Genomic DNA, 20,838 nt, shown 5'->3' on the forward strand with positions numbered 1-20,838 from the left:
ACTTACTAATCGGTAAGGTTTTAGTCCCACTGCCCGTAGCTGGGCTTGAGGATGTGGTTGATGTCCACGCCGACTCCCCCGACCGACCGCTTGTCGATCTCGACCTGATGCAGGTGCGCCGCGGGGTGCGCGACCCGTCCGGGCGACCCCCAGTTGTGCTGCCAGAAGTAGCTTCCCAGCCCGTCCTGCACCGCCCATTCGATGGTCTTGGAATTGGCGTACACACCGACGCGCTGACGCCCCAACACCGCCTCCCAGCCGCGGAGATACGGCGCCACCTGCTGCTTGTACTGCTCGTAGGTCGGATTGTCGTCGATCGACGCGTAGATCGGAGCCCCGTAGGAACCGCCGGCCGCGACGTGCAGTTCCCAGCCCCGCTTGGCATGGGCGACGCCGGCCTTCTGGCCACCCAGCCAGTCCGCGGTGTCCCGTTTGCCGTACTGATAGCACGACACGATCTTCAAGCCGTTCTGGTAGAGGTCGCGGGCCTCGCCCAGCTGGATCGGCTTGCCGAGCATCCACTCGCCACCCGGCCGGCGGTCGGAGACGTAGCGGATGGCACCGATCGCGCCCGAGGCACGGATGTCGCTGGCCTTGATGACGCCTGCCGCGTAGTCCAGCAGGATGCCCAGCGGCGCCGCCGATGCCGCCGGGGTCGCCACCGCCTGCAGGCCACCACCGACAGCCAGCACCGCCGGCGCCGCTACCGCCCCTTTCAGCACTGCGCGCCGCGAAATCGACATCTGCCACAGGGTACGACAGACGCCTCGTAATTAACGGTTACGCCACTGGTCACAGCTGTATCAAGATTCCGTCCCGTCACCCGCGCTACGGCGCGACGCCGGCGCGGTTGCCCAGCGAACCGCACCGAACCGAGCTAGGCCGGCGGCTTCTGCTGTTGTCGCAGGGATTTGTCCAGCTCACCGGCCACCACCCGGCGCCACAGGTCGCGGAAATCCTGGATCACGCGGCTCATCTCGTCGGGCGCCGGGGCATGGTCGCCGAACCTGTCGGCCACGCATTCCTCGAGCACCTCGACGAATCCGTCGGCCATGCTCGCGATCGCCGGCCGGGTCGCTTCGTAGATCCGCAGCAGCGCGCGCACATACAGCAGCGGGTCCGGTCTCCGAGCGATGACTTCGCCGATCGCCGGGTCGGTGAGCACGACGGCGCCCTCCCTCACCTCGGCCAGGCGGTACTCGACCAACCGACGCGCCTCGTCACTGTCGGGATCGAGGTCGATGCCGGGCCGCACCGCGGTCGATGCGCTCGACCCCCGTTCGGCGGCCTCCTCGACGGGCGGGCCCAGTACGGCGCGCTGAATTCCCAGGATGTCGGCCAGATCGGCACCCTGGCGCATGCTCGCGAAGAACTCGGCGATGTGCGCCGAGTTGAAGCCGCGCCGATGCAACTGGTTGATGGTGCGTAGCTGCGACAGGTGGTAGTCGTCGTAGAACGCAGACCGGCCGACCCGGCGCGGGGGATCAAGCAGACCCCGTTCGCGATAGGCGCGGATGTTGCGGGCGCTCACGCCGGAGATCCGCGCGAGTTCCTCGAGTCGGTACTCAGCCAACCCCGGGCCTCCCCGCCGGGTGCGGGGTGCAACTCGACCCGGCACCGCCACGAACCATGCGACCACTGTAACCGCGATCTGACGCGCGTGAGCGAATGAAGGGCACATCTTCGGATATTTGCTAGCGGTGCTTGGCAAAGCTGTTGAGAGCCGTTATCGGCCCGCATCGGGTCGTTGCGCGCTGTGCACCTGCTCAACGTCCAGCCAACTCGGTGTGGTCGACGGCGGGCGAGGTGGGTGAGCTCACCACAGCGCGATTGGCGCCGACGGTCGGTGTTACGCGACGATGCTCCCGGCAGACATCACAACAATGGGTCAGCGAGGTTCGTTGTGCGTCCCTGGATCGTCTGGGCCACCGGACTGTTCGCCTACATCGTCGCCGTGCTCGACCGCACGACGCTGGGTGTCTCCGGTCTGGAAGCCGCCAACCGCTTTCACGCCAGCCCGAGCGTGCTGTCCACGTTCGTCGTCTTGCAGGTGGTCGTCTACGCCACCGCCCAGGTCCCCGCCGGGGTGCTGCTGGACCGGTTCGGCTCGAAGACCCTCATCATCTCGGGTGCCACGTTGATGGCGTCGGGGCAGTTCGCGCTCGCGTTCACCGAGTCGCTGCCCGCTGCCATTGCCGCCCGGGCGGTGCTCGGTCTCGGTGACGCCTTCACGTTCATCTCCGTGCTGCGCCTCGTGCCTCACTGGTTCCGGCCGCGACAGGTCCCGCTGGTGACCCAGCTGACCGGTATCTGCGGACAACTCGGCCAAGTCCTTTCCGCCGTACCGTTTTTCGCGCTGCTCAACGCGCAGGGCTGGACCACCGCCTACGCATCGGTGGCGGCGCTGGGTGTGGTGTCGATCGTCTTGACGCTGCTGCTGGTGAAGAACGCCCCGCACGGCACCGTCGTTGACATCCAGACAGCGTCGATCACCGAAACGCTGGCGAACGTGAAGACCGTGTGGTTGCGACCGGGGACTCGACTGGGCTTTTTCACCCATATGGGCACGCAGTTCTCGGTCACGGTCTTCGCGCTGATGTGGGGGGTGCCCTACCTGACGGTGGGACAAGGCGTTTCGGCGGGCACGGCGGGCGCGTTGTTGACCCTCTCGGTCGCATCCGCCATCTGGGCGGGTATCGCGATCGGCATCTTCACCGGCAGACATCCGCACCGGCGGTCACGGTTGGTCCTGGCGATCATCGGCAGCAATGCCCTGGTCTGGTCCGTCGTGCTGGCGCTGCCCGACCGTGCCCCGCTCTGGTTGCTGGTCACGCTGGTGGTGGTGATCTCGGTCGGCGGGCCAGGCTCGATGGTCGGCTTCGACTTCGCGCGCACGTTCAACCCGAGCGCCACGCTGGGCACCGCCCAGGGGATGGTCAACATGGGCGGGTTCGCCGCCTCGCTGCTGGTGATGCAGACGATGGGCGTCATCCTCGAGGCCGCCGGGGGCTTCTCGTTCGAGTCGTTCCGGCTGGCGTGGACCGTGCAGTACGCGGTCTGGGCGCTGGCCGTCATCGGCATCCTCATCCCCCGCCGTAAGGCCCGCAGGCAGATGGGGCTCGAGGGTGCCCCACCCGAGCTGATGAGGGAGCGACTACTTCTCGAGAGCCTGGACGTACAGCCGCCGGGCCGCGACTAGCGGTTGCGCGCGGACATTCGGCGGTTGGCCTTCTTGATCGCGGAGACCAGTTCGTCCTTGTTCATCGTGGAGCGACCCGAAATATCGAGGCGACGTGCAACGTCCACGAGATGCTTCTTCGATGCGTTGGCGTCGACGCCTTCGGCGGTCTTGCCCTTGGCGTTCGGTCCGCCGCTGCGCGCCCGCTGGTCCGACGGCCCCTTCTTGGACTTCGGCTCCCAATGGTCGCCGACCTTCTCATAGCTGTGTTTGAGGGCGCTGTAGGCCACGCGGTGGGCGCGCTGGCCCTCGCCGTACTCCTTGACCGCGGCGTCGTGGGCCTTCGCGAATGTCCGCTGCGCCTTGGCGTCCGACTTCTGCAGTGTGCTCGGCAGCTCGCTCTTGCGGGCACTGCCGCTCTTCGTCGTCTTCGGCATGGTGTCGACCTCCTCGCTGTGCTTCGTGTCCTCTTCGTCGAACAGCCGCACATCGGGTTTCCCGGCCGTCCGACGACTAAACGTGCTAACCAAGCCAGTGCCGCGGGCGCACGCCGGAGACGAGTAGCGCACTACGCGTGTGCGTGCACCCCGTCGGCTCGACGATCGAAGCGTGAACCGATACGCGCTGCACCTGCTGGGTGGATTCGCCGTACACATCGGCGACCGCGAGGTCACGCTGCCACCTGGCAGTCAACGGCTCGTCGCCCTGCTGGCGTTGAAGCGCAGGCCGATGCACCGCCTCTGGGTGTGCGCGACGCTGTGGCCCAACACGCAGACCCGTAAGGCCGTCGCCAGCCTGCGGTCTGCGACCTGGCGGCTGCACCCGGTGGGTGCGGACCCGCTCGTCATCGACGAACGCCAGTACATGGCGCTTGCCCCAGACGTGTCGGTCGACTGGCACAACGCGGTCGACCTGATCGATCGCCTGCTCGTCGAAAGCGTCGTCGTCGAGCCACAGCTCGTCACCGATCTGGTGCCGCTCTTGCGCGCCGGTGAACTGCTCGACAAGTGGACCGAGCCGTGGATCCGTCCGGAGCGCAGCCGCTACCACGCGCTGCGGATGAGCGCCGTCGAAGCGCTCGGTCACGGCGCGGACAAGCCGGTCGTGCACCATCCTCGCGGCGCGCTTCGCTCAGTACACACCGGTGCCACCGTCGCCCGAAAGCACGCCGACTCTCGTGATTCGAGACTGCCGTGAACGCCGTACTGGTGCTCAGCGTGGGGCTGGGGATCCCGGTGGTCGCAATTGCGTTGTACGACCTGCAGACCCGCTTGGAACGATGGGATCACGACCGGCACGCCGAGGATTGACCGCCGCGTGAACCGTCCGCGCACGCCGCTCAGTGTCAAGATACGTGGATGCGTGTGTCCTCGAAGCCCTACGCCGTCGGTGTGGTGTTGGCGGCGGGCCTGGGGTCGCGGGTCGGCGCCGACGGCAACAAGGCCTACCTACAGGTGGCAGATCGCGCCATGGTGTCGTGGTCGTTGGACACCCTCAGCCAGCTGGCCGACGTCGCGCGGGTGGTGCTGGTCTACCGGCAGGGTGAGCGCGGGCTGGCCGAGGACACCGTGAGCCGTGAACTCCCCACCGCCACGGTCGAGTTCGTCGAGGGCGGGGACAGCAGGCACGCCTCGGAGTTCAACGTGTTGCGGTACCTGGCCGCGGACATCGAATCCGGCGCGATCGACGTGGTGCTGATCCACGACGCAGCCCGCCCGGTGGCCGGAGCCGACATGTTCGTCACCGCGGTGTCGGTGGCCCGCGAGTACGGCGGTGCGATCCCGGCGCTGCCCCTGCCCGATGTGGTGAATGCCGGCGATCGGATCGAGTCGCCGAGACATACCGCGACGTTGGTTCGGGTCCAGACGCCGCAGGCGTTTCGGGCCGCTCCCCTGCTGCAGGCCTACCGCACCGCCGAGCATCAGCGCTTCGAGGCCACCGACACGTCGTCGTGCGTCGAGGCGTTCACCGATGTGGAGGTCCGCACCTTCCCCGGCGAACAACGCAACATCAAGGTGACCTACGCCCGCGACATCGCCATCGCCGAACACCTGCTCGCCGACCGGATCAGTTCCCATCCTGGTGCCGGCTCGCGATGACCGCCTCGAGGAACGGCGCATCGGCGGGTAGCGCGGCGCGATAGCCGTCGGGGTCTCCGGCGACGACGGTGATCGGCAGTCCGGCGCGAAGGGCCTCGTCGATCTCGTCGAAGTCCTCTGCGGTGTGCCGTGACAGCAACGACGCCAGGGGGCCGACGGCGAAGCCCCGCGGATACTGCGCAGCGGCCAACGTGGACCGATCCACCGTGGCGATCACCCTGCCGTTGGCATCGACGGCTTTGACGCTGTCGGTGACCGGAAGGGCCGGGACCGTCACTCCGTCGGTCAACCCGGCGATCACCCGGTGGCACAACTCCGCGGAAACCAGCGGTTGACGGATATCGCCGATCAGCACGTGCGTCGTCGACAACGCTTGGTGCTCAAGGTGTTCCAACCCGGCCCGCAGGCACTGTGCCCGCGAGCCGGGCCGCTCGGCCGCGGCGACCGTCACGGACGCGCTGTCGGCAAGGGCGGCGCGCGCGTCGGCGACAAGTGGCTCGGCGGCCGCAACGACGACACGCCCCGGCTCGGTGACCGCGTCGAGCAGCGCGCGCACGATCCGTACCAGCGGGGGTTGTCCGGCCAACGGAAGGAATGCCGACGCCGGGTTCTGCGCGACCGAAGCCGGCAGCGGCACAATCGCCGAGAGGTCCACCGAAGCCGCGCTGCTAGACGGGGTCGAACTGGGCGATCAGCCAGCGCCCGTCGATCTTCTCCATGCCCACCTTGACGCTGCTGGCGGCGAACGCGCCGTCCGGGTTCTCCTTGCTGGTGGTCACCTGGTTGACGAACACCAGCACTTCCGCGGAGTCGGGCTGCATTTCGGAGACCGCGGCCCGCACCACCGCTGCCGAGGTCTTGACGTTCTTCTCCTTGGCGGCCGGTGTGACGATCTGCTCAGTGAACTGCGTGTAGTACGACAGGAAGTCGCCGGTCAGGTTCGACTTGGCCGCGGCGAAATCCTGGTCGAGAGTGTCCGGCGAATACGACAGCATCGCGACGGTGGCGTTCTTGGCGGCCTCCAGCACGACGTTCTTCGCCGCCTCGTCGGTCTGCTGGGTGGGGCGGTACAGCCCGAAATACACCCACGCCGTCGCGCCCGCCGCGGCGATGAGCGCGACGGGGACCAGGATGGCGCCCAGATGGCGGCGGATCGCGCCCGTCGAGCGCTTGGGGGCCTTCTTCTCGGTGGTTTCTTCGGTGCCTTCCGCCGCCTCCACAGCCTCGTCGGTCTCGGGGGATTCGGTTGTCACGTCTGCGTTCTCGTCAACGGTCACGGCACGAACTCGACTTTCGACATCTTGATCTGGTCGCCGTCTCTTTGCAGGTCGACTGACAGTCGCCAGGCGCGCGGTTCCTGCTGGGCGCCCGCGGCATTGGTGACCCGCGACGTGGCCGCAACCAGGACGACGGCGGTGTCATCGGTCATCTTCTCCACGGCGGTGGAGTTCACCGTGACGTCGGTGACCACCTTGGAGTCCTTGGCCACCTGGACGAAATCCTCCGCCTGGCCCTCGAAGTCGGTTCTGAACTGGCCGGTCGAGTTGTCGATGATGCGCTGGACGTCCGCTTCGGCGTTGTTGAAATCCAACGACATCAACGTCACGACGCTTTGGCGCCCGGCGGCGGCGTATTCGGCCTCCAGCTTCTCCAGGTCGTTCGCCTTGCGGTGCTGCCACACCATGTATCCGCTGGCGGCCAGCAGCGCGCCGGTGCAGAGAATAGCCAGCGACATCGCGACCGCTTTGAGGATGCGGCCCCAGCGGCGACCGGACTCGGCCGGCTGCTCTTTCGGCTCTTCCCCGGCGTCCTCGGGGGCGGCGTCGACGGCGGCTGCCTCGGTCTCCTCTGCGGTCTCCTGTGCCTCCTGTTCGCCGGCGTCCGAGTCACTGGCGCCGGCGTCGCTGTCGGGCTCGTCGTCGCGGGCGCGTGCCGCGGCCTCCTCGGCCTCCCGGCGCAACCGGATCGCGCGGGCCCTGGCGCGCGCGGCCTCGGCGGCTGCTTCTGCTTCGGCAGCCTGCGCCTCGGCCTCGGCGAGCGCCAGCGCGTTGGTGGACTCCGCCGCGTCTGCAGGCGTTGTCGGCGTCTTCTCGACGCGTTCTGTGTCGCCGGCCGACGCTCGGCGCCTAAATGACGGCACGGCGACCTCCTTGTCTCTTGCCTGCACCACTGATGAGAATGCGATTATCCAGTTGGAGTATCGCCGCGACGATACCCGGCCCCGCGGGTCCCGGCCAGGTCCCGTTTCCTGCGGAAACGCCGTTTACAGGCTGTGCTGTGTGCTCAGCCGTTGTCGTGCTGAAGGCGGTCCTTCATCACCTTGCCGGTGGCGTTCAACGGCAGTTCGTCGAGGAACTCTACATACCGTGGCACCTTGAACCCGGCCATTCTTTCGCGGCTCCACGCGATCAGTTCCTCTTCGCTCACCGTGCCGGTGCCATCCTTGCGCACGACGAACGCCTTGCCCACCTGCCCCAACCGCTCGTCGGGAACCCCGATCACCGCGGCCTGGGCGACCGCGGGATGCTCGAGCAGAAAGCCTTCGATCTCCGCCGGATAGGCGTTGAAGCCGCCGACGATGAACATGTCCTTCTTGCGGCCCACGATCCGCAACCGTCCCGACTCGGTGAACTCACCCAGGTCCCCGGTGTGCAGGAAGCCGTCGGTGTCGATGGCCTCCGCGGTGGCGGCCGGGTCGTTGAGGTAGCCCTGCATGACGCCGTAGCCGCGCACGAGCACCTCGCCGTCGTCGGCGACGCGCACCTCGATGTCCTTGCACGGAAGCCCGGCGGTGGTGGCGACGTCTTCGAACGAGTCGCCAGGACGCGACAGGGTGACGTTGCCGGCCTCGGTCAGGCCGTAGCCGGTCATCAGCGTCTGGAACGGCAGCTCGTCGTGGATCCGTCGGACCAGCTCGACGGGGATGTCGGCCGCGCCCGTCACGGCGGCGCGCAACGTCGCGAGCTTGTCCTTGTCCTCGACGGCGAGCAACGAGTGATACAGCGTCGGCGGGCCGGGCAGCATGGTGATCCGCTCGCGCTCGACCAGCTCGACCACCCGGTCGACATCGAAGGCCGCGACCGGCACCATCGTCGCGCCGCGCAGAAACGACGCGACAAGGCCGGCCTTGAGGCCGAACGTGTGGAAGTACGGGTTGATCATCAGGTAGCGGTCGCCCTCGCGCAGATCGGCAAGCGTCGCCCACTCCTCGTACATCCGCAACGTCTGGCGGTGGTTCATCTTCGCGCCCTTGGGCCGTCCGGTCGTGCCGGAGGTGAAGATGATGTCGGAGACGTCGGAGCCGTCGATACCGTCGTGCGCGAAAGGCGAACCGCTGGACAGGAAATCGGACTTCAGGTCGATCACCGGCACGCCCGCCGGGGCAGAGTAGTCCAGGCCGAGGAAGTCCTTCTGCACCAGAACGACTTTGGCGCGGCTGCGGCCGATGATGTCGGCGGCCTCTTCGGACTTGAACCGGGTGTTGACCGGGACCAGCACACCGCCGGCGGCCATCAGGCCGAACGCCGCGATGATCCACTCCGCGGAGTTGGGCGCCCAGATCGCCGCCGGCTCGCCCTTGCCGATACCGGCTTCGGCGAATGCCCCTGCGGCGCAACGGATTCGCTGCACCAGATCGGCGTAGGAAAGGCGCAGCGAACCGTCGACAACCGCTTCCGCGTCACCGAAGCGGTCCGCTGCGCTCAAGACCATCTCGGGGATGGTCTCCCAGTGCCCTTGCGTCACACGGTGACGAGGCGGCCGAGGTTGCCGCCCATGATCTTCGCCTGATCCTCCACCGACAGGTGCTCGAGCGCGGTGACGTAGTGGGTGGGTTCGGCCAGGCCTTCCGGGTGCGGCCAGTCCGAGCCGTAGAGCACCTGCTCGACGCCGATCAGGTTGATCAGGTCGTCGATGCCCTCCTCGTAGAACGGGCTGACGAAGATGCGGTTCTTGATCTCTTCGATCGGGTTGCCGAGGAACGCCTCAGGCGCCTTCTTGTACACCTCGGCCATCGAATCCAGCAGCGGGAACATCCATTTCGACCCGGCTTCGACGATGCCGACCTTCAGCTTCGGGTGCCGGAACAGCGCGCCGTGAATCACCCAGGAGGCCACCGCATCCTGGATCGGGCGCCACTCGTTGAGGATCGACATGGCGTTGGTCTGGAACGGCAGCATCTCCTGTGCGACGCCGTCCCACTCCGAGGTGTAGCGCGAGTAGCCGCTGTCCGACGAGTGCATGCCGACGAACACGTCGTACTCGACGCACTTCTCCCAGAACGGGTCGAACTCCGGCAGCGCGAACGAGCGCGGTCCGCGGAAGCCGGGCACCGGCGCGGGCCGGACCAGGATCGCGCGGGCGCCCCGCTTGACGCACCACTCCAGCTCCTCGATCGCCTTCTCGACGATCGGCAGGGTGATCACCGGCGTGGTGAAGATGCGGTTCTTGTAGTTGAAGCCCCACACCTCGTCGAGCCACTGGTTCAGCGAGTGGATGAGCACGTGGATGGCGACCGGGTCGTCGCGCAGCCGCTCCTCGATCAGGCTGGCCAGGGTCGGGAACATCAGCGTGCGGTCGACGCCGAGCTCATCCATCAGCTCCAGGCGCGGAGCGGGCTCGAAGAACGCCGGGATCGAGCGCATCGGCTCACCGAAGAGCTCGCGCTTGCTCTTGCCCTCGGGGTTGCCGAACTTGAAGTACTCCTCCCACGCGCCGGGCTTGGCGACCACCGAGAAGGTGGGGTTGGGGATGTAGTTGCTGATCTGGCCGCGGATCGCGATCTTGGTGCGGCCGTTGACCTCGACGTACTGGACGACGTCCTGGTACTCCTTCGGCAGGTACTTGGTCATCGCCTCCGGCGGCTCATAGAGGTGGTTGTCCGCGTCGAACAGCGGAAACGGGATGTCGACCCGGTGGGAAAGTTGTCCCATGGAACACTCCTTTTCTTCTTGGGAGAATCCTATTCTCATCAGCGATCGATTTGCAACGACCTCGCCGGGGCTGCGGCGGGGGTCCGTTCAGTTCGCGAGGGTGCCCACCTGTTGCACGCGCTCGCGGACCAGAAACTTCTGCACCTTGCCGCTCGCCGTGCGCGGAAAGTCCTCGCCGTCGGGCACGCGGTGCAGTTCCTCGGGCCACTTCTGGATCGCCACGCCCGCCTGCCGGAAGTGCGCGCGCACGTCATCGAGCGTCGGCATCTGGTGGCCGTCGCGGACGCGCAGCACCGCGGCCGTGCGCTCACCGAGGCGTTCGTCGGGCGCGGCCACCACCACGGCCTCGGCCACGCTCGGCATCCCCAGCAGCACCTCCTCGACCTCCAGCGCCGAGATGTTCTCCCCGCCACGGATGATGACGTCGGCCTTGCGGTCGGTGATCGTGAGATAGCCGTCCTCGTCGAGCACGCCGATGTCGCCGGTGTGATACCAGCCGTCGTCGTCGAACGCGCGCCGGGTGAGTTCGTCGTCGGTGTAGCCGAGGCACAGATCCGGTCCGCGGGAAAGGATTTCGCCTTCTTCGGTGAGCCGGATCTCGACACCGGGTCGCGGGTCCCCGTCGGTGTAGAGCCGCTTGTCCTCCGGCGCCGACGGCCGCGACCCGGTGATCGACGGATGCTCGGTGCTGCCGTAAGACCGGAACACGAACATGCCCATGTCCGCGAGCCGGCGCGTCACCGCCGCGGGCACGGTCGAGCCGCCGAGCCCGACGGTGGTGAACCGCGCTCGGTGCGCGTCGGTGCAGTCCGGGTGGTCGAGCAGGCTGGTGACGAAATACGGTGGCCCGCCGCCGATCGACATCCCTTCGGTCTCCATGAGTTTGAGCACCCTGCCCGGATCCCACACGTCGCACAGATCGATCGGCGCGCCTTCGAGGACCGGGATGAGAAACGCGCCCAGCATGCCGATGAAATGGCCGACGGGCGTCGCGGTGAGCTGCCTGCCGCGGTCCTTCGGATAGTTCTCCAGCAGCTGGCGCGTCTCGAAGCCCAACGTCTGGTGGCTGTGGATGACGCCTTTGGGCTTGCTGGTGGTGCCCGAGGTGAACGCGATCAGCGCAGGGCGCGCCGGGTCGGTCGCAACGGTGCCCGCCATGGGTTCATCGGCGAGCAAATCCTCGAAGTTGTCGCCCACCAGCCCGATGACCGGGATGTCGGCGCACAGGTCGGGCGCGAACCTCATCCGGCCGAACTCCTCGGCGGTGATGAACACCTTGGGCTGCGAGGTCGACAGGATGTGGCCCAGTTCCTTGCGGCCGTAGAAGTGCACGATAGGCACCACCACCGCGCCCAACAACGTCGACGCCCAGAAGGTGACGGCGGCCTCCATCCAGTTCGGCAGTTGCATGGCGACCACATCGCCGGGGCCGACGCCCCTGGCGTGCAGGCCCGCGGCCAGCCGACGGGCGCTGAGTTCGACGTCAGCGAAAGTGCCTGCGAACGGCCGGATTTCGGAGTGCACCCAGAAGCCGGTGTCGGGATGGGCGGTCAAGTTGCGGGCCAGCAGATCGCCGAGCGTGTCCGGGGTCCACCACCCCTCGCGCTCGTAGCGTTCGACCAGCTCGGCGGGGATGTTTCGCATCGACCTCTGTTCTTCGCGTGTCTTCGCGCCATCGGGTCGCCGCAGGCCCGTGCGAACGGCCTCCGACTCGGAGGCGATGCTATTCTCCAATTCTGAGAATGCCAATACCGCACATGGAGAACGCTTGATGGTCGAGCTGGAATGGGACGGCGCGTTGGCGGTCATCACCATCGACCGTCCGGAGGCTCGCAATGCCATCGCGCCGGAGACCATGGAGCAGTTGGACAAGGCGCTCGACGGCGCCGATGGCGCGGGCGCCCTGGTCCTCAAGGGCGCCGGCGACCGGGCATTCGTGTCGGGCGGTGACCTCAAGCAGCTCGCGGCCATCCGGACCGAGGAAGACGCCGCCGCCATGGCGTGGCGGATGCGCTCGGTCTGCGACCGGATCGCCGACTTTCCCGCGCCCACCATCGCCGTGCTCAACGGGCACGCGCTCGGCGGGGGCGCGGAGTTCGCGGTGTCCGCCGACATCCGATTGGCGGCCGCCGACATCAAGATCGGCTTCAACCAGGTCGCGTTGGCGATCATGCCCGCCTGGGGCGGCGCCGAGCGGCTGACCGCGCTGGTCGGCTACAGCAAGGCGCTGCTGTTGGCTGGCACCGGCACCATCCTCGAGGCCGCCGAGGCCGAACGCGTCGGTCTGGTCGATCGCGTGCTCCCCCGCGAGTCGTTCGACGAGGCGTGGCGCGCCATCGCCCATCAACTCGCCACCCGTCCCGCCGGGGAGATCAAGCGGGTGATGCGCGGTGTCTCGACCGACGAGGCCGTCGCCGCGTTCGCGCGGCTGTGGGTCGCCGACGAGCACTGGACCGCCGCCGACAAGGCGATGAACCGCGGCAAGTAAGTCCGTTTTCGGCGAAATAGCATTCCAGGCTGCCGCTCGACCGATTTCGCGACCCTGGCTGCTATCTCGCCGACACCGTGACGACGTCAGCCGAGGGGACGGATCGGGTCGCTGCCATCCCAGGAGGCGGCGGCGTCGCGGACGAACGTCGCCATGCCCGCCGTGATCTCGGTCAGCTCCATGATCTCGACGACGCTCGCCGGGCGGTTCGGCGGCTCGACGTAGGCGAACCGGGTGCCGACGTCCTCGCCGCCCGACCACACCACGGGCCAGCCGGCCGCCTGTACCGCTCCCATGGTGGCGTCGAAATCCTCTGTCCAGTAAGCGAATTGATGTAGCCCTTCACCGTTGGCGGCCAGGAACTCGGTGAAGACACTCGGGGTCTGGTCCTCCTGCTGGATCAGTTCGACCTGCAGGTCGCCGCTGTTGGCCAACGCCAACGACTGGGTGATCTGACACGGTAGGCCGCGATGGCGCGCGGTCAGCGTCAGCCCGCGCATGACGAACCACGGGCCGACACCGAGTTCCAGCCAGGCGGCTAGCGCGCGGTCGAGATCGGTGACGACGTAGCCGATCTGGCGAATCGGCCCCGGCAGGATCGTCATGGCGCGCCGGGGTGCACGACGACACGGGGCGGGCCTTGCCCCTCGCGGACCTGGTCGATGGCCTCGGGCACCTCATCGAGGCCGATGGTGCGGCCGATGCTCGGCGAGGGGTCGAGTCGACCGTCGACGACGGCATCCACGGCACGCATGTTCAGTCCGCGGTGCCTGCGGCGCTCATCACGCGCGCGATGTTGGTGGTGCGCTTGCTGATTCGCCATCCGTCGGCGGTACGGGTCAGTTCGTCGTCATAGTGGCCCAGCGCGTCGATCCAGCTGTTGGAGTCGCCGGGCACGGCCTGCAGCACCGCCCGCACATAGGAGCGCGCCGCGGCCCGATCGCCGTCGAGGTCGACGGTGATGTTGGAGAGCCGGTGATAGGTCTGCCCCATGGGGTCGTGGATCTGCTTCATCAGCTCGGTGAACGCGTCGGCGTCGGTGAACGTGCCGAGGTCGCCGTAGTCGATGTCGACCTGGTCGGTCCAGCAGGTCCGGAACAGCGCCCAGTCCTTGAAGTCGATCCCGGTGGCGTAGCGGATCAGCACCTCGGCGATCTCTGCTTTGTCGGCGTCCACGCCGGCAGGCTAGCACTTGTTCTCTCTAGACGAGAACGCCGTTTCCAATTATGGTCAACCCGTGTCTACCCAGCAGATCGCGCTCGCGCCGGAAATCTCCACGTGGCCAGACGAGAGCCCGCAACTGATCGGAAGTACCTGCGGCGCATGCGGAGCCACCACGTTCCCGGTGCAGCAGCGCTGCCCGAAGTGCAGCGCGGCCGAGATGTCCGAAGTCAAGCTGCCCCGTCGCGGCACGCTGGTGGCGTGGACGACGCAGGGCTTCCCGCCCGGGCCGCCGTACAAAGGCCCCACCGGCAAGGATTTCGTTCCGTTCGGGGTCGGGCTGGTGCAACTCGACGACATCATCCGCGTGGAGGGCCGGCTCACCGAGAACGACCCGGCCAAGCTGCAGTTCGGCATGGAGGTCGAGCTGACGATGGTGCCGTTCACCACTGACGACGACGGCAACGAGGTCGTCACCTTCGCGTTCAAGCCGGTCTAGGAGGAGCAGAGGCCATGAGCACCGCAACAAACGATGTCGCGATCATCGGCGTGGGCCTGCACCCGTTCGGCCGGTTCGACAAGACGGCGATGGAGATGGGCGCGGAGGCGATCCAGGCCGCGCTCGCAGACGCCGGCGTGGAATGGAAGGACATCCAGTTCGGCTTCGGCGGCAGCTACGAGGTGTCCAATCCCGACGCCGTCACCCGCCTGGTCGGGCTGACCGGCATCACGTTCACCAACGTGTTCAACGCGTGCGCGACGGCGGCCAGCGCGATCCAGCAGACCGCCGACACCATCCGGCTCGGCAAGTACGACATCGGCATCGCGATCGGACTGGACAAGCATCCGCGCGGTGCGTTCACCGATGACCCGGCCAAGCTGGCGCTGCCGCAGTGGTACGCCGAGAACGGGCAGTTCGTCACCACCAAGTTCTTCGGCATGAAGGCCAACAAGTACATCCACGACCACAACATCAGCCAGGCGACCCTGGCCAAGGTGGCCGCCAAGAACTTCCGCAACGGTGAACGCAACCCGAATGCGTTCCGCCGCAAGCCGATCTCCGAAGAGGAAATTCTCAACTCGGCGGTGCTGAATTACCCGCTGACCCAGTACATGTTCTGTGCGCCCGACGAAGGCGCTGCCGCGGTGATCATGTGCCGTGGCGAGATCGCGCACAAGTTTACCGACAAGCCGGTCTACGTGCGCGCCAGCGAGATTCGGACGCGCACCTACGGCGCCTACGAGGTGCACGCGACATCGGCTCCGCTGGACGAGGATTCGTCGCCGACGGTGTACGCCGCCAGGGCCGCATACGAGGCGGCGGGCATCGGGCCCGAGGACGTCGACATCGCGCAGTTGCAGGACACCGATGCAGGCGCCGAGGTGATCCATATGGCGGAGACCGGGCTGTGCGCCGACGGTGAACAGGAGAAGCTACTGGCCGACGGCGCCACCGAAATCGGCGGTTCGCTGCCGATCAACACCGACGGTGGCCTGATCGCCAACGGTGAACCGATCGGAGCCTCCGGGCTGCGGCAGGTGCACGAACTGGTGCGGCAGTTGCGCGGCGAGGCCGGCGAGCGTCAGGTGCCCGGCACCCCGCGAGTGGGGCTGGCACAGGTGTACGGCGCGCCCGGGACCGCGTCCGCGACGATCCTGACAACTTGATGCACAACGCGATTCCGCCTCGTTGGCGAAGAGATCACTCTAAAATCCGGCAGATGATGTTCCGGTCGGTACGTCTGCCCAGTGCTGTGCGACGCCCGCTGCGCGTTCTGACCGCGACGGCCGTCGCGGGTGCGGGTGTCATGGCGGCCGGTGGCGCCTCGCATGCCCAGCCGCCACCGCCGCCGCTGGTGATGCACAACGTCAAGTACACCGTGTTCGCCGAGCAACCGTTCGACGTGTCGATCTACTACCGCGACACCGATCCGCCGAATTGGGCGGACTACAGCCACAATCCGTACGTCTACAGCCCCAAGGTCGAGGCCCACGTCGGCCCGGACCAGCAGTGGGTGCTCGATGTCATGCTGGCCAACCCCAACGAGTGGGCCATGGTCACCGCGACCAGCGGACGGTCAACTCAAACGCCGAACATTCACTGCGTGCTCGCGGTCGACGGCGTCGTCGTGGCCACCGATGCCGGTCCACGCGGCGCGCTCTGCTCGATCCGCAACTGGTGATCGTCGGACCCGTCCACGTCCAGCGGTTCGCCCTCGAGGCGCCGGAGCCATTCCTCGCAGAACTTCAGGATTTCGGCGTGCCCGGTCGTCATGCCCAGCGCGCGTTCGACCACCAGGGCCTGCGACACGCTCGTGGCGAACATCGTCCAGACCACCGGCGGCACATCGCTGGATTCGACGCCGTAGCGCGCAAGGGCGGCCGCGATCGCCTTGTTCTGTTCCTCTCGGAAACGTTCGGCGAAGTAGACGATCTCGTCGCGCAACGCCTTTCGGTGGTTGGCCAGCCCCATGAACTCCATGGTCAGCCGGGTGGCCTCCGGCCTGGTGCTGAACCGCCACAGCGCCCACAGCGGCTGCGGCGACGCCAGGGCGTTCGACAGCACCTCCAGACCCGCCTCGGCCATGCGCCGGAACACCGCCAGGAAAAGGTCTTCCATGGTGCGGAAGTAGTAGTGCACGAGTTGCGGCTTCAGACCCGCCTTTTCGGCGACCCTGCGCGACGTCACCGAGGCGTACCCCTCCTCGAGCAGCAGCTGCTCGGCGGCGTCGATCAGGACACCGCGATTCTTCGCCTCCGGTGCCCCGATCCTTCGCCCCGATGCCATCGCAACTCCCCACTGTGTCGTTCGAGCCCCGAAACGCAGATGTTAGACGCGCCCCGGCCCCGTCGCCTTGACCATGACTCTACCGCCATGCTAAGCAGATGCTCAGCATATGTCGTTCCCGCGCGCATGCGCCGTAAAACCACCGCAGAGACCACGGGTTCCGGAAGGAAGCGCTTCACATGACCACCGACTTCGACTCCGTCGACTACTTCACCGATCCCTCCCTGGTTCCCGATCCGCACCCGTACTACGACCACGTGCGCGCGAAGGATCCGGTGTGCTGTCCGATCACCAACGGCGTGCTGGCGGTGACCGGTTGGGAGGGCGCCAACTCCGTCTACAAGGACAGCGAGAACTACTCGTCGTGTGTCGCAGTGATGGGCCCGTTCACGCCGTTGCCGTTCACGCCCGAGGGCGACGACATCAGCGGGCTGATCGAAAAGCACCGCACCGAGATCCCGATGTTCGAGCACATGGTGACGATGGACGCCCCGCAGCACACCGACGCCCGCTCCATCCTTTCGCGGCTGCTGACTCCCAAGCGGCTCAAGGAGAACGAAGACTTCATGTGGCGGCTGGCCGATCGCCACATCGATGAGTTCATCGCCGACGGCAAGTGTGAGTTTCTGGCCGCCTACGCCAAACCGTTCAGCCTGTTGGTGGTAGCCGACCTGCTCGGTGTTCCGGAGTCCGATCACGAGGAGTTCCGCGAGGCGTTCGGCGCCGAACGGCCGGGGACCAACGTCGGCAGCCTCGACCACGAGGTGATCGCCGAGAACCCCCTGGCGTGGGCGGACGAGAAATTCATCCGCTACATCGAGGAGCGTCGGGAATCTCCGCGCGACGACGTGCTCACCTCCATCGCGACCGCGAAGTACCCGGACGGTTCGACCCCGGAGGTGGTCGACGTCGTCCGCACCGCGACGTTCCTGTTCGCCGCCGGCCAGGAGACCACCGCGAAACTGCTCGGCGCCGCGCTGCGTATCCTCGGCGACCGGCCCGACATCCAGGCCCAGCTTCGTCAGGACCGCAGCCTCATCCCGGTCTTCATCGAGGAATGCCTGCGGATGGACAGCCCGGTGAAGAGCGTGTTCCGGTTGGCCCGCAAGACAACGACTCTCGGTGACACCCCGGTGCCGGCCGGTACGACGGTGATGGTCAGCCCGGGCGCAGCCAACCGCGATCCCAAACGGTTCGACAACCCGCACGAGTTCAAGCTGGACCGACGCAATGTCCGTGAGCACATCGCGTTCAGCCGCGGTATCCACTCCTGCCCCGGCGCACCGCTGGCGCGGGTGGAGGGCCGGGTCTCGATCGAGCGGATCCTCGACCGGATGGCCGATATCACCATCAGCGAGGAGAAACACGGGCCGATCGAGTCGCGGCAGTACGTCTACGAGCCGACCTTCATCCTGCGTGGGCTCACCGAGCTGAACATCGAGTTCACGCCCGCGGGCTGAGCTCCCATCGCGCGAGCAGACGCCAAAACCCCCGGAAAGTCACCAGACCGGGGGTTTTCGCGTCTGCTCGGCGGTAAGGGAGTCTAGGCGTTGCCGCCGTACTCCCATGCGGCCCGGCCGTCCCTGGACAAACAGCTGAGGAACAGGCCGTCCGGCGCCTGGGCGACGTCGCCGTCCAGCCCTGAACACAGGTCGCCCTCGTTCTTGATCCCGTGCATCTCGGGCGAGCGGAACCAGCGAGGCTCGTATCGGCGCGGCGAACCGCAGAACACCAACCTGCCCCACGACGTCACGCCGAACACGTAGTGGGTGGTGTTGCTGCAGTACGACCCGAGCACGATGCCGGGCGCGATCCCGGGCGTGCACGACGGCTCGTGGCACTCGAGCACCGGCGGTGGCGCCGGCTGAGCGGACGCCGGCGGGGCAGCGACACCCATACCGACCGTTGCCAGGGCTGCACACACTGCGCCGATAGATCGCACGACGCTATTTTCACATGTCTGGGAACGAAATTCTCGCCTTCGGAGAAGACAAGTACCGCGCCCGCGTTAGGGTGAGGTATGCGTGAAGTCCGTGCGGTGAATCTGGCGTCAGCGGCGGTGGTGGCGAGCGGTGTCGTGCTCGGAAGTGTAAGCGCGGCAACGCCGGCGCAGGCGTCGGACTTCGGCGTCGAACTCAACGGCACCTACCGGGTCACGTCGGACGGCGAGTGGGCCCGCACCAACGAGGTGCTGATCGACCAGGAGACGGTGATCGAGACCTGGACCGTTTCCACCGATTGCGTGAGCCCAATCGAATGCACCGGCACCGTGGTCAGCGACCGGGGTTGGACGGGCACGGCGCGCCTCGACGACTTCTGGTACGTCGACCACGAGATCCCCAACTGGGTACCGTGCCCCGACGGCACCTTCGCCCCGGGCCATCAGAAGTTCATTTTGTGGGGAGTCAACCCCGCCAACAACGAACGGCAGACGAAGAACATGACGATCTTCGGCGGCCGTAATCAGACGAAGGCGCCCAGCGGTGCGTGCGGGGTCAACAAGCCCGTCGTCATCGAGCTGCCCGTGCGGGTGGAGAAGATCTCCTAGTCAGTTCGGCAGCATGTCCTGCCACGACTTGGGCTGTCCCGCGGCGACGTTCGCCGCCTGCTCCAAGCGGCCGTCGGGCGTCATGTAGTGGCCCGACTGTGGGTCGTAAGTGGCGACCGCGACCGAGGGCCCCGCCGCTGAACCGTTGCCGCTGTGGGCGCTTGGCACCGCGGGCACCGCACCGTCGGCGGCGGGTGGCGGCGGAATCGGTGTGCCGTTCACCGAGTTGCCCGGCGGCGGTGGCGGCGGCGGAGCGGCCGGAACCGGCACGACCGGCGTTCCCTGCGTGCCGGGCGGCGACACCGGTGGCTTTCCTTTCGGAACGGCACCCGGCGGCAGGGGCGTGCCCTCGATCGGCGCGTGGATGCGCTCCTGGAAGTCCACCCGGTCATCGACCGGATAGCCCTGCGAGATGAGGTTCGGGTCGATCGGGTACGGACCGGTGTAATGCTGGCGTAAGGCCAACGGCTGATAGCCCTTGGGGTCATCGCAGAGTTGGACTGTGGGTGCGCGCTTTCCGGGGTGCTCGATGCACGGGTAGTTGCGTGCACCGCGCACGCTGATCGGCGAGTCCTGCGGCAGCTTGCAGTACAGCCCGTCCGGCGTGTCGATCGTCGTCATGTCCTCGGGACTACGCCATTGCGACGGCGGGAGGAAGCCCACCGTGCACGCAGGCGGGTCGCTGATGGTCAACGCGAAGTCACCCGACGGCAGCCCGGTGGGGTTGTTGACCGGAAGCCCGAACGACTGCTGTGCCGCGATGATGCCGGGGAAGATGACGAGCAGCTGTTCGATTGCCGGGTTGTAGGTGGCCAGGACCTGGCCCACCGTGGTGAGGTTCGCCAGGAGGATCGGCAGCGTCGGCTTCACCTCGGTGAGAAGCTGCGAAACCTCTTGGGCGAAACCGGGTCCACGCTGCAACACCGCGCGGATCTCGGGATCGTTCTGTTGGAGTTGGTCGGTGACGCGAGCCAGGCTGCGCGCCCACGTCCGGATCGCGTCAGCGGACTCGACCTGCGAATCCAGCAGTGGGCCACTGTCATCGATCAGTGCTCGCGTCTGGTCGGAGACGGTGTTAGCGTCACCGGTGACGGTGGCGGCGGAATCGAGCAGCGACTGAAGATCGGGGCCTGCCCCGTTGAACGCCTTGAACGACTCGTCGAGCAGGTCGGAGATCCGGTCGCCGGGGATGCTGTCGACCAGCTTGCTCACCTGCTCGATCATCGGCCCCACCTCTTGCGGGATCGTGGTGTCCTCCACCGGGATCACCGAACCGTTCTGCAGGTAGGGCCCAGAGTCGGTGCGGGGACGCAGATCCACGTACTGCTCACCGACCGCCGAGACGCTGCGCACCTCGGCCTGCAGATCCGCGGGGATCTTCGGCGAGGTGTCCAGCGACAGCGTCGCTTCCGCACCCGTTTCGGTCAGCGCCACCGAGGTGACCTTCCCGACCTGGACGCCGCGGTACGTGACGTTGCCGAAGCGATAGAGACCACCGGCGGCGGGCAGTTCCAGCTTCACGGTCAACCGGCCGACGCCGAGCAGGGTCGGCACCTGCATGTAGACGAACGCCATCACGGTGACGCCGATGATCGACGCGATGATGAAGATGATCAGCTGATTTCGGACAAAACGGGTCAGCATC

General features: G+C 67.1%; 24 protein-coding genes. 9 read left to right on the forward strand and 15 right to left on the reverse strand.

All coding sequences use genetic code 11. The features are described from left to right. Positions 1 to 20: 20 nt before the first annotated feature. Both MELE44368_RS25510 and MELE44368_RS25515 read right to left on the reverse strand, forming a co-directional pair. Positions 21 to 743, reverse strand: coding sequence for a DUF1906 domain-containing protein (locus tag MELE44368_RS25510; protein ID WP_128111010.1), 723 nt, complete (start codon positions 741 to 743; stop codon positions 21 to 23). A 134-nt stretch (positions 744 to 877) separates the two neighbouring features. After that, on the reverse strand, positions 878 to 1,573 hold the full coding sequence (locus MELE44368_RS25515; RefSeq protein ID WP_128111011.1) for a MerR family transcriptional regulator: 696 nt from the start codon (positions 1,571 to 1,573) through the stop codon (positions 878 to 880). Between the two features lie 330 nt (positions 1,574 to 1,903). On the opposite strand from MELE44368_RS25515, the gene MELE44368_RS25520 reads away from it, so the two are divergent. Further along, on the forward strand, positions 1,904 to 3,199 hold the full coding sequence (locus MELE44368_RS25520) for an MFS transporter (protein WP_128111012.1): 1,296 nt from the start codon (positions 1,904 to 1,906) through the stop codon (positions 3,197 to 3,199). Here the strand turns inward: MELE44368_RS25520 and MELE44368_RS25525 are convergent. Beyond that, positions 3,196 to 3,615 carry a ChaB family protein gene (locus MELE44368_RS25525; RefSeq protein ID WP_128111042.1) on the reverse strand — a complete coding sequence of 140 codons (420 nt, stop codon included), beginning with the start codon at positions 3,613 to 3,615 and terminating at the stop codon, positions 3,196 to 3,198. The genes MELE44368_RS25520 and MELE44368_RS25525 overlap by 4 nt on opposite strands. A 172-nt stretch (positions 3,616 to 3,787) precedes the next feature. Between MELE44368_RS25525 and MELE44368_RS25530 the strand changes: the two genes are divergently transcribed. Further along, the gene (locus MELE44368_RS25530) at positions 3,788 to 4,375 is read left to right on the forward strand and encodes an AfsR/SARP family transcriptional regulator (protein WP_128111013.1); all 588 of its coding nucleotides are present in this window, start codon (positions 3,788 to 3,790) and stop codon (positions 4,373 to 4,375) included. A 161-nt stretch (positions 4,376 to 4,536) separates the two neighbouring features. Beyond that, a complete protein-coding gene (locus MELE44368_RS25535; protein WP_128111014.1) occupies positions 4,537 to 5,277 on the forward strand; it encodes an IspD/TarI family cytidylyltransferase in 741 nt (246 codons plus the stop codon). Here the strand turns inward: MELE44368_RS25535 and MELE44368_RS25540 are convergent. From MELE44368_RS25540 to MELE44368_RS25565, 6 genes are all read right to left on the reverse strand, one after another. Further along, positions 5,246 to 5,932 carry an IspD/TarI family cytidylyltransferase gene (locus MELE44368_RS25540; protein WP_128111015.1) on the reverse strand — a complete coding sequence of 229 codons (687 nt, stop codon included), beginning with the start codon at positions 5,930 to 5,932 and terminating at the stop codon, positions 5,246 to 5,248. The genes MELE44368_RS25535 and MELE44368_RS25540 overlap by 32 nt on opposite strands. Positions 5,933 to 5,945: 13 nt before the next feature. Further along, on the reverse strand, positions 5,946 to 6,554 hold the full coding sequence (locus MELE44368_RS25545) for a hypothetical protein (protein ID WP_128111016.1): 609 nt from the start codon (positions 6,552 to 6,554) through the stop codon (positions 5,946 to 5,948). Beyond that, complete coding sequence (locus MELE44368_RS25550) at positions 6,551 to 7,417, reverse strand: Rv1363c family protein (RefSeq protein WP_128111043.1); 867 nt, start codon at positions 7,415 to 7,417, stop codon at positions 6,551 to 6,553. The genes MELE44368_RS25545 and MELE44368_RS25550 overlap by 4 nt, the downstream gene beginning before the upstream one ends. A gap of 143 nt (positions 7,418 to 7,560) precedes the next feature. Beyond that, positions 7,561 to 9,021, reverse strand: a complete 1,461-nt coding sequence (locus MELE44368_RS25555; protein WP_264032699.1) for a FadD3 family acyl-CoA ligase — start codon at positions 9,019 to 9,021, stop codon at positions 7,561 to 7,563. After that, a complete protein-coding gene (locus MELE44368_RS25560) occupies positions 9,018 to 10,208 on the reverse strand; it encodes an amidohydrolase family protein (protein ID WP_128111017.1) in 1,191 nt (396 codons plus the stop codon). The genes MELE44368_RS25555 and MELE44368_RS25560 overlap by 4 nt, the downstream gene beginning before the upstream one ends. An 87-nt stretch (positions 10,209 to 10,295) precedes the next feature. Beyond that, the gene (locus tag MELE44368_RS25565) at positions 10,296 to 11,852 is read right to left on the reverse strand and encodes an AMP-binding protein (RefSeq protein WP_128111018.1); all 1,557 of its coding nucleotides are present in this window, start codon (positions 11,850 to 11,852) and stop codon (positions 10,296 to 10,298) included. A 127-nt stretch (positions 11,853 to 11,979) separates the two neighbouring features. Between MELE44368_RS25565 and MELE44368_RS25570 the strand changes: the two genes are divergently transcribed. Then, the gene (locus tag MELE44368_RS25570; RefSeq protein WP_128111019.1) at positions 11,980 to 12,696 is read left to right on the forward strand and encodes an enoyl-CoA hydratase/isomerase family protein; all 717 of its coding nucleotides are present in this window, start codon (positions 11,980 to 11,982) and stop codon (positions 12,694 to 12,696) included. A gap of 86 nt (positions 12,697 to 12,782) precedes the next feature. Here the strand turns inward: MELE44368_RS25570 and MELE44368_RS25575 are convergent, their stop codons facing one another. Genes MELE44368_RS25575 through MELE44368_RS25585 form a run of 3 tightly spaced genes read right to left on the reverse strand, consistent with a single transcriptional unit; the run spans position 12,783 to position 13,872 of the window. Then, on the reverse strand, positions 12,783 to 13,301 hold the full coding sequence (locus MELE44368_RS25575) for a VOC family protein (protein ID WP_128111020.1): 519 nt from the start codon (positions 13,299 to 13,301) through the stop codon (positions 12,783 to 12,785). Continuing rightward, complete coding sequence (locus tag MELE44368_RS25580) at positions 13,298 to 13,450, reverse strand: hypothetical protein (RefSeq protein ID WP_241566766.1); 153 nt, start codon at positions 13,448 to 13,450, stop codon at positions 13,298 to 13,300. The genes MELE44368_RS25575 and MELE44368_RS25580 overlap by 4 nt, the downstream gene beginning before the upstream one ends. 2 nt (positions 13,451 to 13,452) lie before the next feature. After that, a complete protein-coding gene (locus MELE44368_RS25585) occupies positions 13,453 to 13,872 on the reverse strand; it encodes a nuclear transport factor 2 family protein (RefSeq protein ID WP_128111021.1) in 420 nt (139 codons plus the stop codon). A 61-nt stretch (positions 13,873 to 13,933) separates the two neighbouring features. On the opposite strand from MELE44368_RS25585, the gene MELE44368_RS25590 reads away from it, so the two are divergent. The 3 genes from MELE44368_RS25590 to MELE44368_RS25600 are packed head-to-tail and all read left to right on the forward strand — an operon-like array spanning position 13,934 to position 16,040. Further along, positions 13,934 to 14,356, forward strand: coding sequence for a Zn-ribbon domain-containing OB-fold protein (locus MELE44368_RS25590; RefSeq protein WP_128111022.1), 423 nt, complete (start codon positions 13,934 to 13,936; stop codon positions 14,354 to 14,356). 14 nt (positions 14,357 to 14,370) lie between these two features. Further along, positions 14,371 to 15,525 (forward strand): thiolase family protein, encoded by a 1,155-nt coding sequence (locus MELE44368_RS25595; protein ID WP_046752826.1) that lies wholly within the window; start codon positions 14,371 to 14,373, stop codon positions 15,523 to 15,525. A 53-nt stretch (positions 15,526 to 15,578) separates the two neighbouring features. After that, positions 15,579 to 16,040: an Rv2576c family protein gene (locus MELE44368_RS25600; protein ID WP_128111023.1), complete on the forward strand. Its 462-nt coding sequence runs from the start codon at positions 15,579 to 15,581 to the stop codon at positions 16,038 to 16,040. Here MELE44368_RS25600 and MELE44368_RS25605 read toward each other — a convergent pair. Then, positions 15,956 to 16,645 (reverse strand): TetR/AcrR family transcriptional regulator, encoded by a 690-nt coding sequence (locus tag MELE44368_RS25605; protein WP_128111024.1) that lies wholly within the window; start codon positions 16,643 to 16,645, stop codon positions 15,956 to 15,958. The two genes, MELE44368_RS25600 and MELE44368_RS25605, sit on opposite strands and share 85 nt — an antisense overlap. A 179-nt stretch (positions 16,646 to 16,824) precedes the next feature. Between MELE44368_RS25605 and MELE44368_RS25610 the strand changes: the two genes are divergently transcribed. Next, on the forward strand, positions 16,825 to 18,105 hold the full coding sequence (locus tag MELE44368_RS25610; protein ID WP_128111025.1) for a cytochrome P450: 1,281 nt from the start codon (positions 16,825 to 16,827) through the stop codon (positions 18,103 to 18,105). An 83-nt stretch (positions 18,106 to 18,188) separates the two neighbouring features. Here the strand turns inward: MELE44368_RS25610 and MELE44368_RS25615 are convergent, their stop codons facing one another. Continuing rightward, a complete protein-coding gene (locus tag MELE44368_RS25615; protein WP_241566767.1) occupies positions 18,189 to 18,542 on the reverse strand; it encodes a hypothetical protein in 354 nt (117 codons plus the stop codon). A gap of 123 nt (positions 18,543 to 18,665) precedes the next feature. Between MELE44368_RS25615 and MELE44368_RS25620 the strand changes: the two genes are divergently transcribed. After that, entirely contained in the window at positions 18,666 to 19,193 is a 528-nt protein-coding gene (locus MELE44368_RS25620) for an Rv2253/PknI dimerization domain-containing protein (RefSeq protein ID WP_206613862.1), read from the forward strand. Here the strand turns inward: MELE44368_RS25620 and MELE44368_RS25625 are convergent, their stop codons facing one another. Continuing rightward, positions 19,194 to 20,837 carry an MCE family protein gene (locus MELE44368_RS25625; RefSeq protein ID WP_128111027.1) on the reverse strand — a complete coding sequence of 548 codons (1,644 nt, stop codon included), beginning with the start codon at positions 20,835 to 20,837 and terminating at the stop codon, positions 19,194 to 19,196. Between the last annotated feature and the right edge of the window lies 1 nt (position 20,838).

The sequence above is a fragment of the Mycolicibacterium elephantis DSM 44368 genome, assembly GCF_004014805.1.
In the GTDB taxonomy this organism is placed as follows: Bacteria; Actinomycetota; Actinomycetes; order Mycobacteriales; family Mycobacteriaceae; genus Mycobacterium; species Mycobacterium elephantis.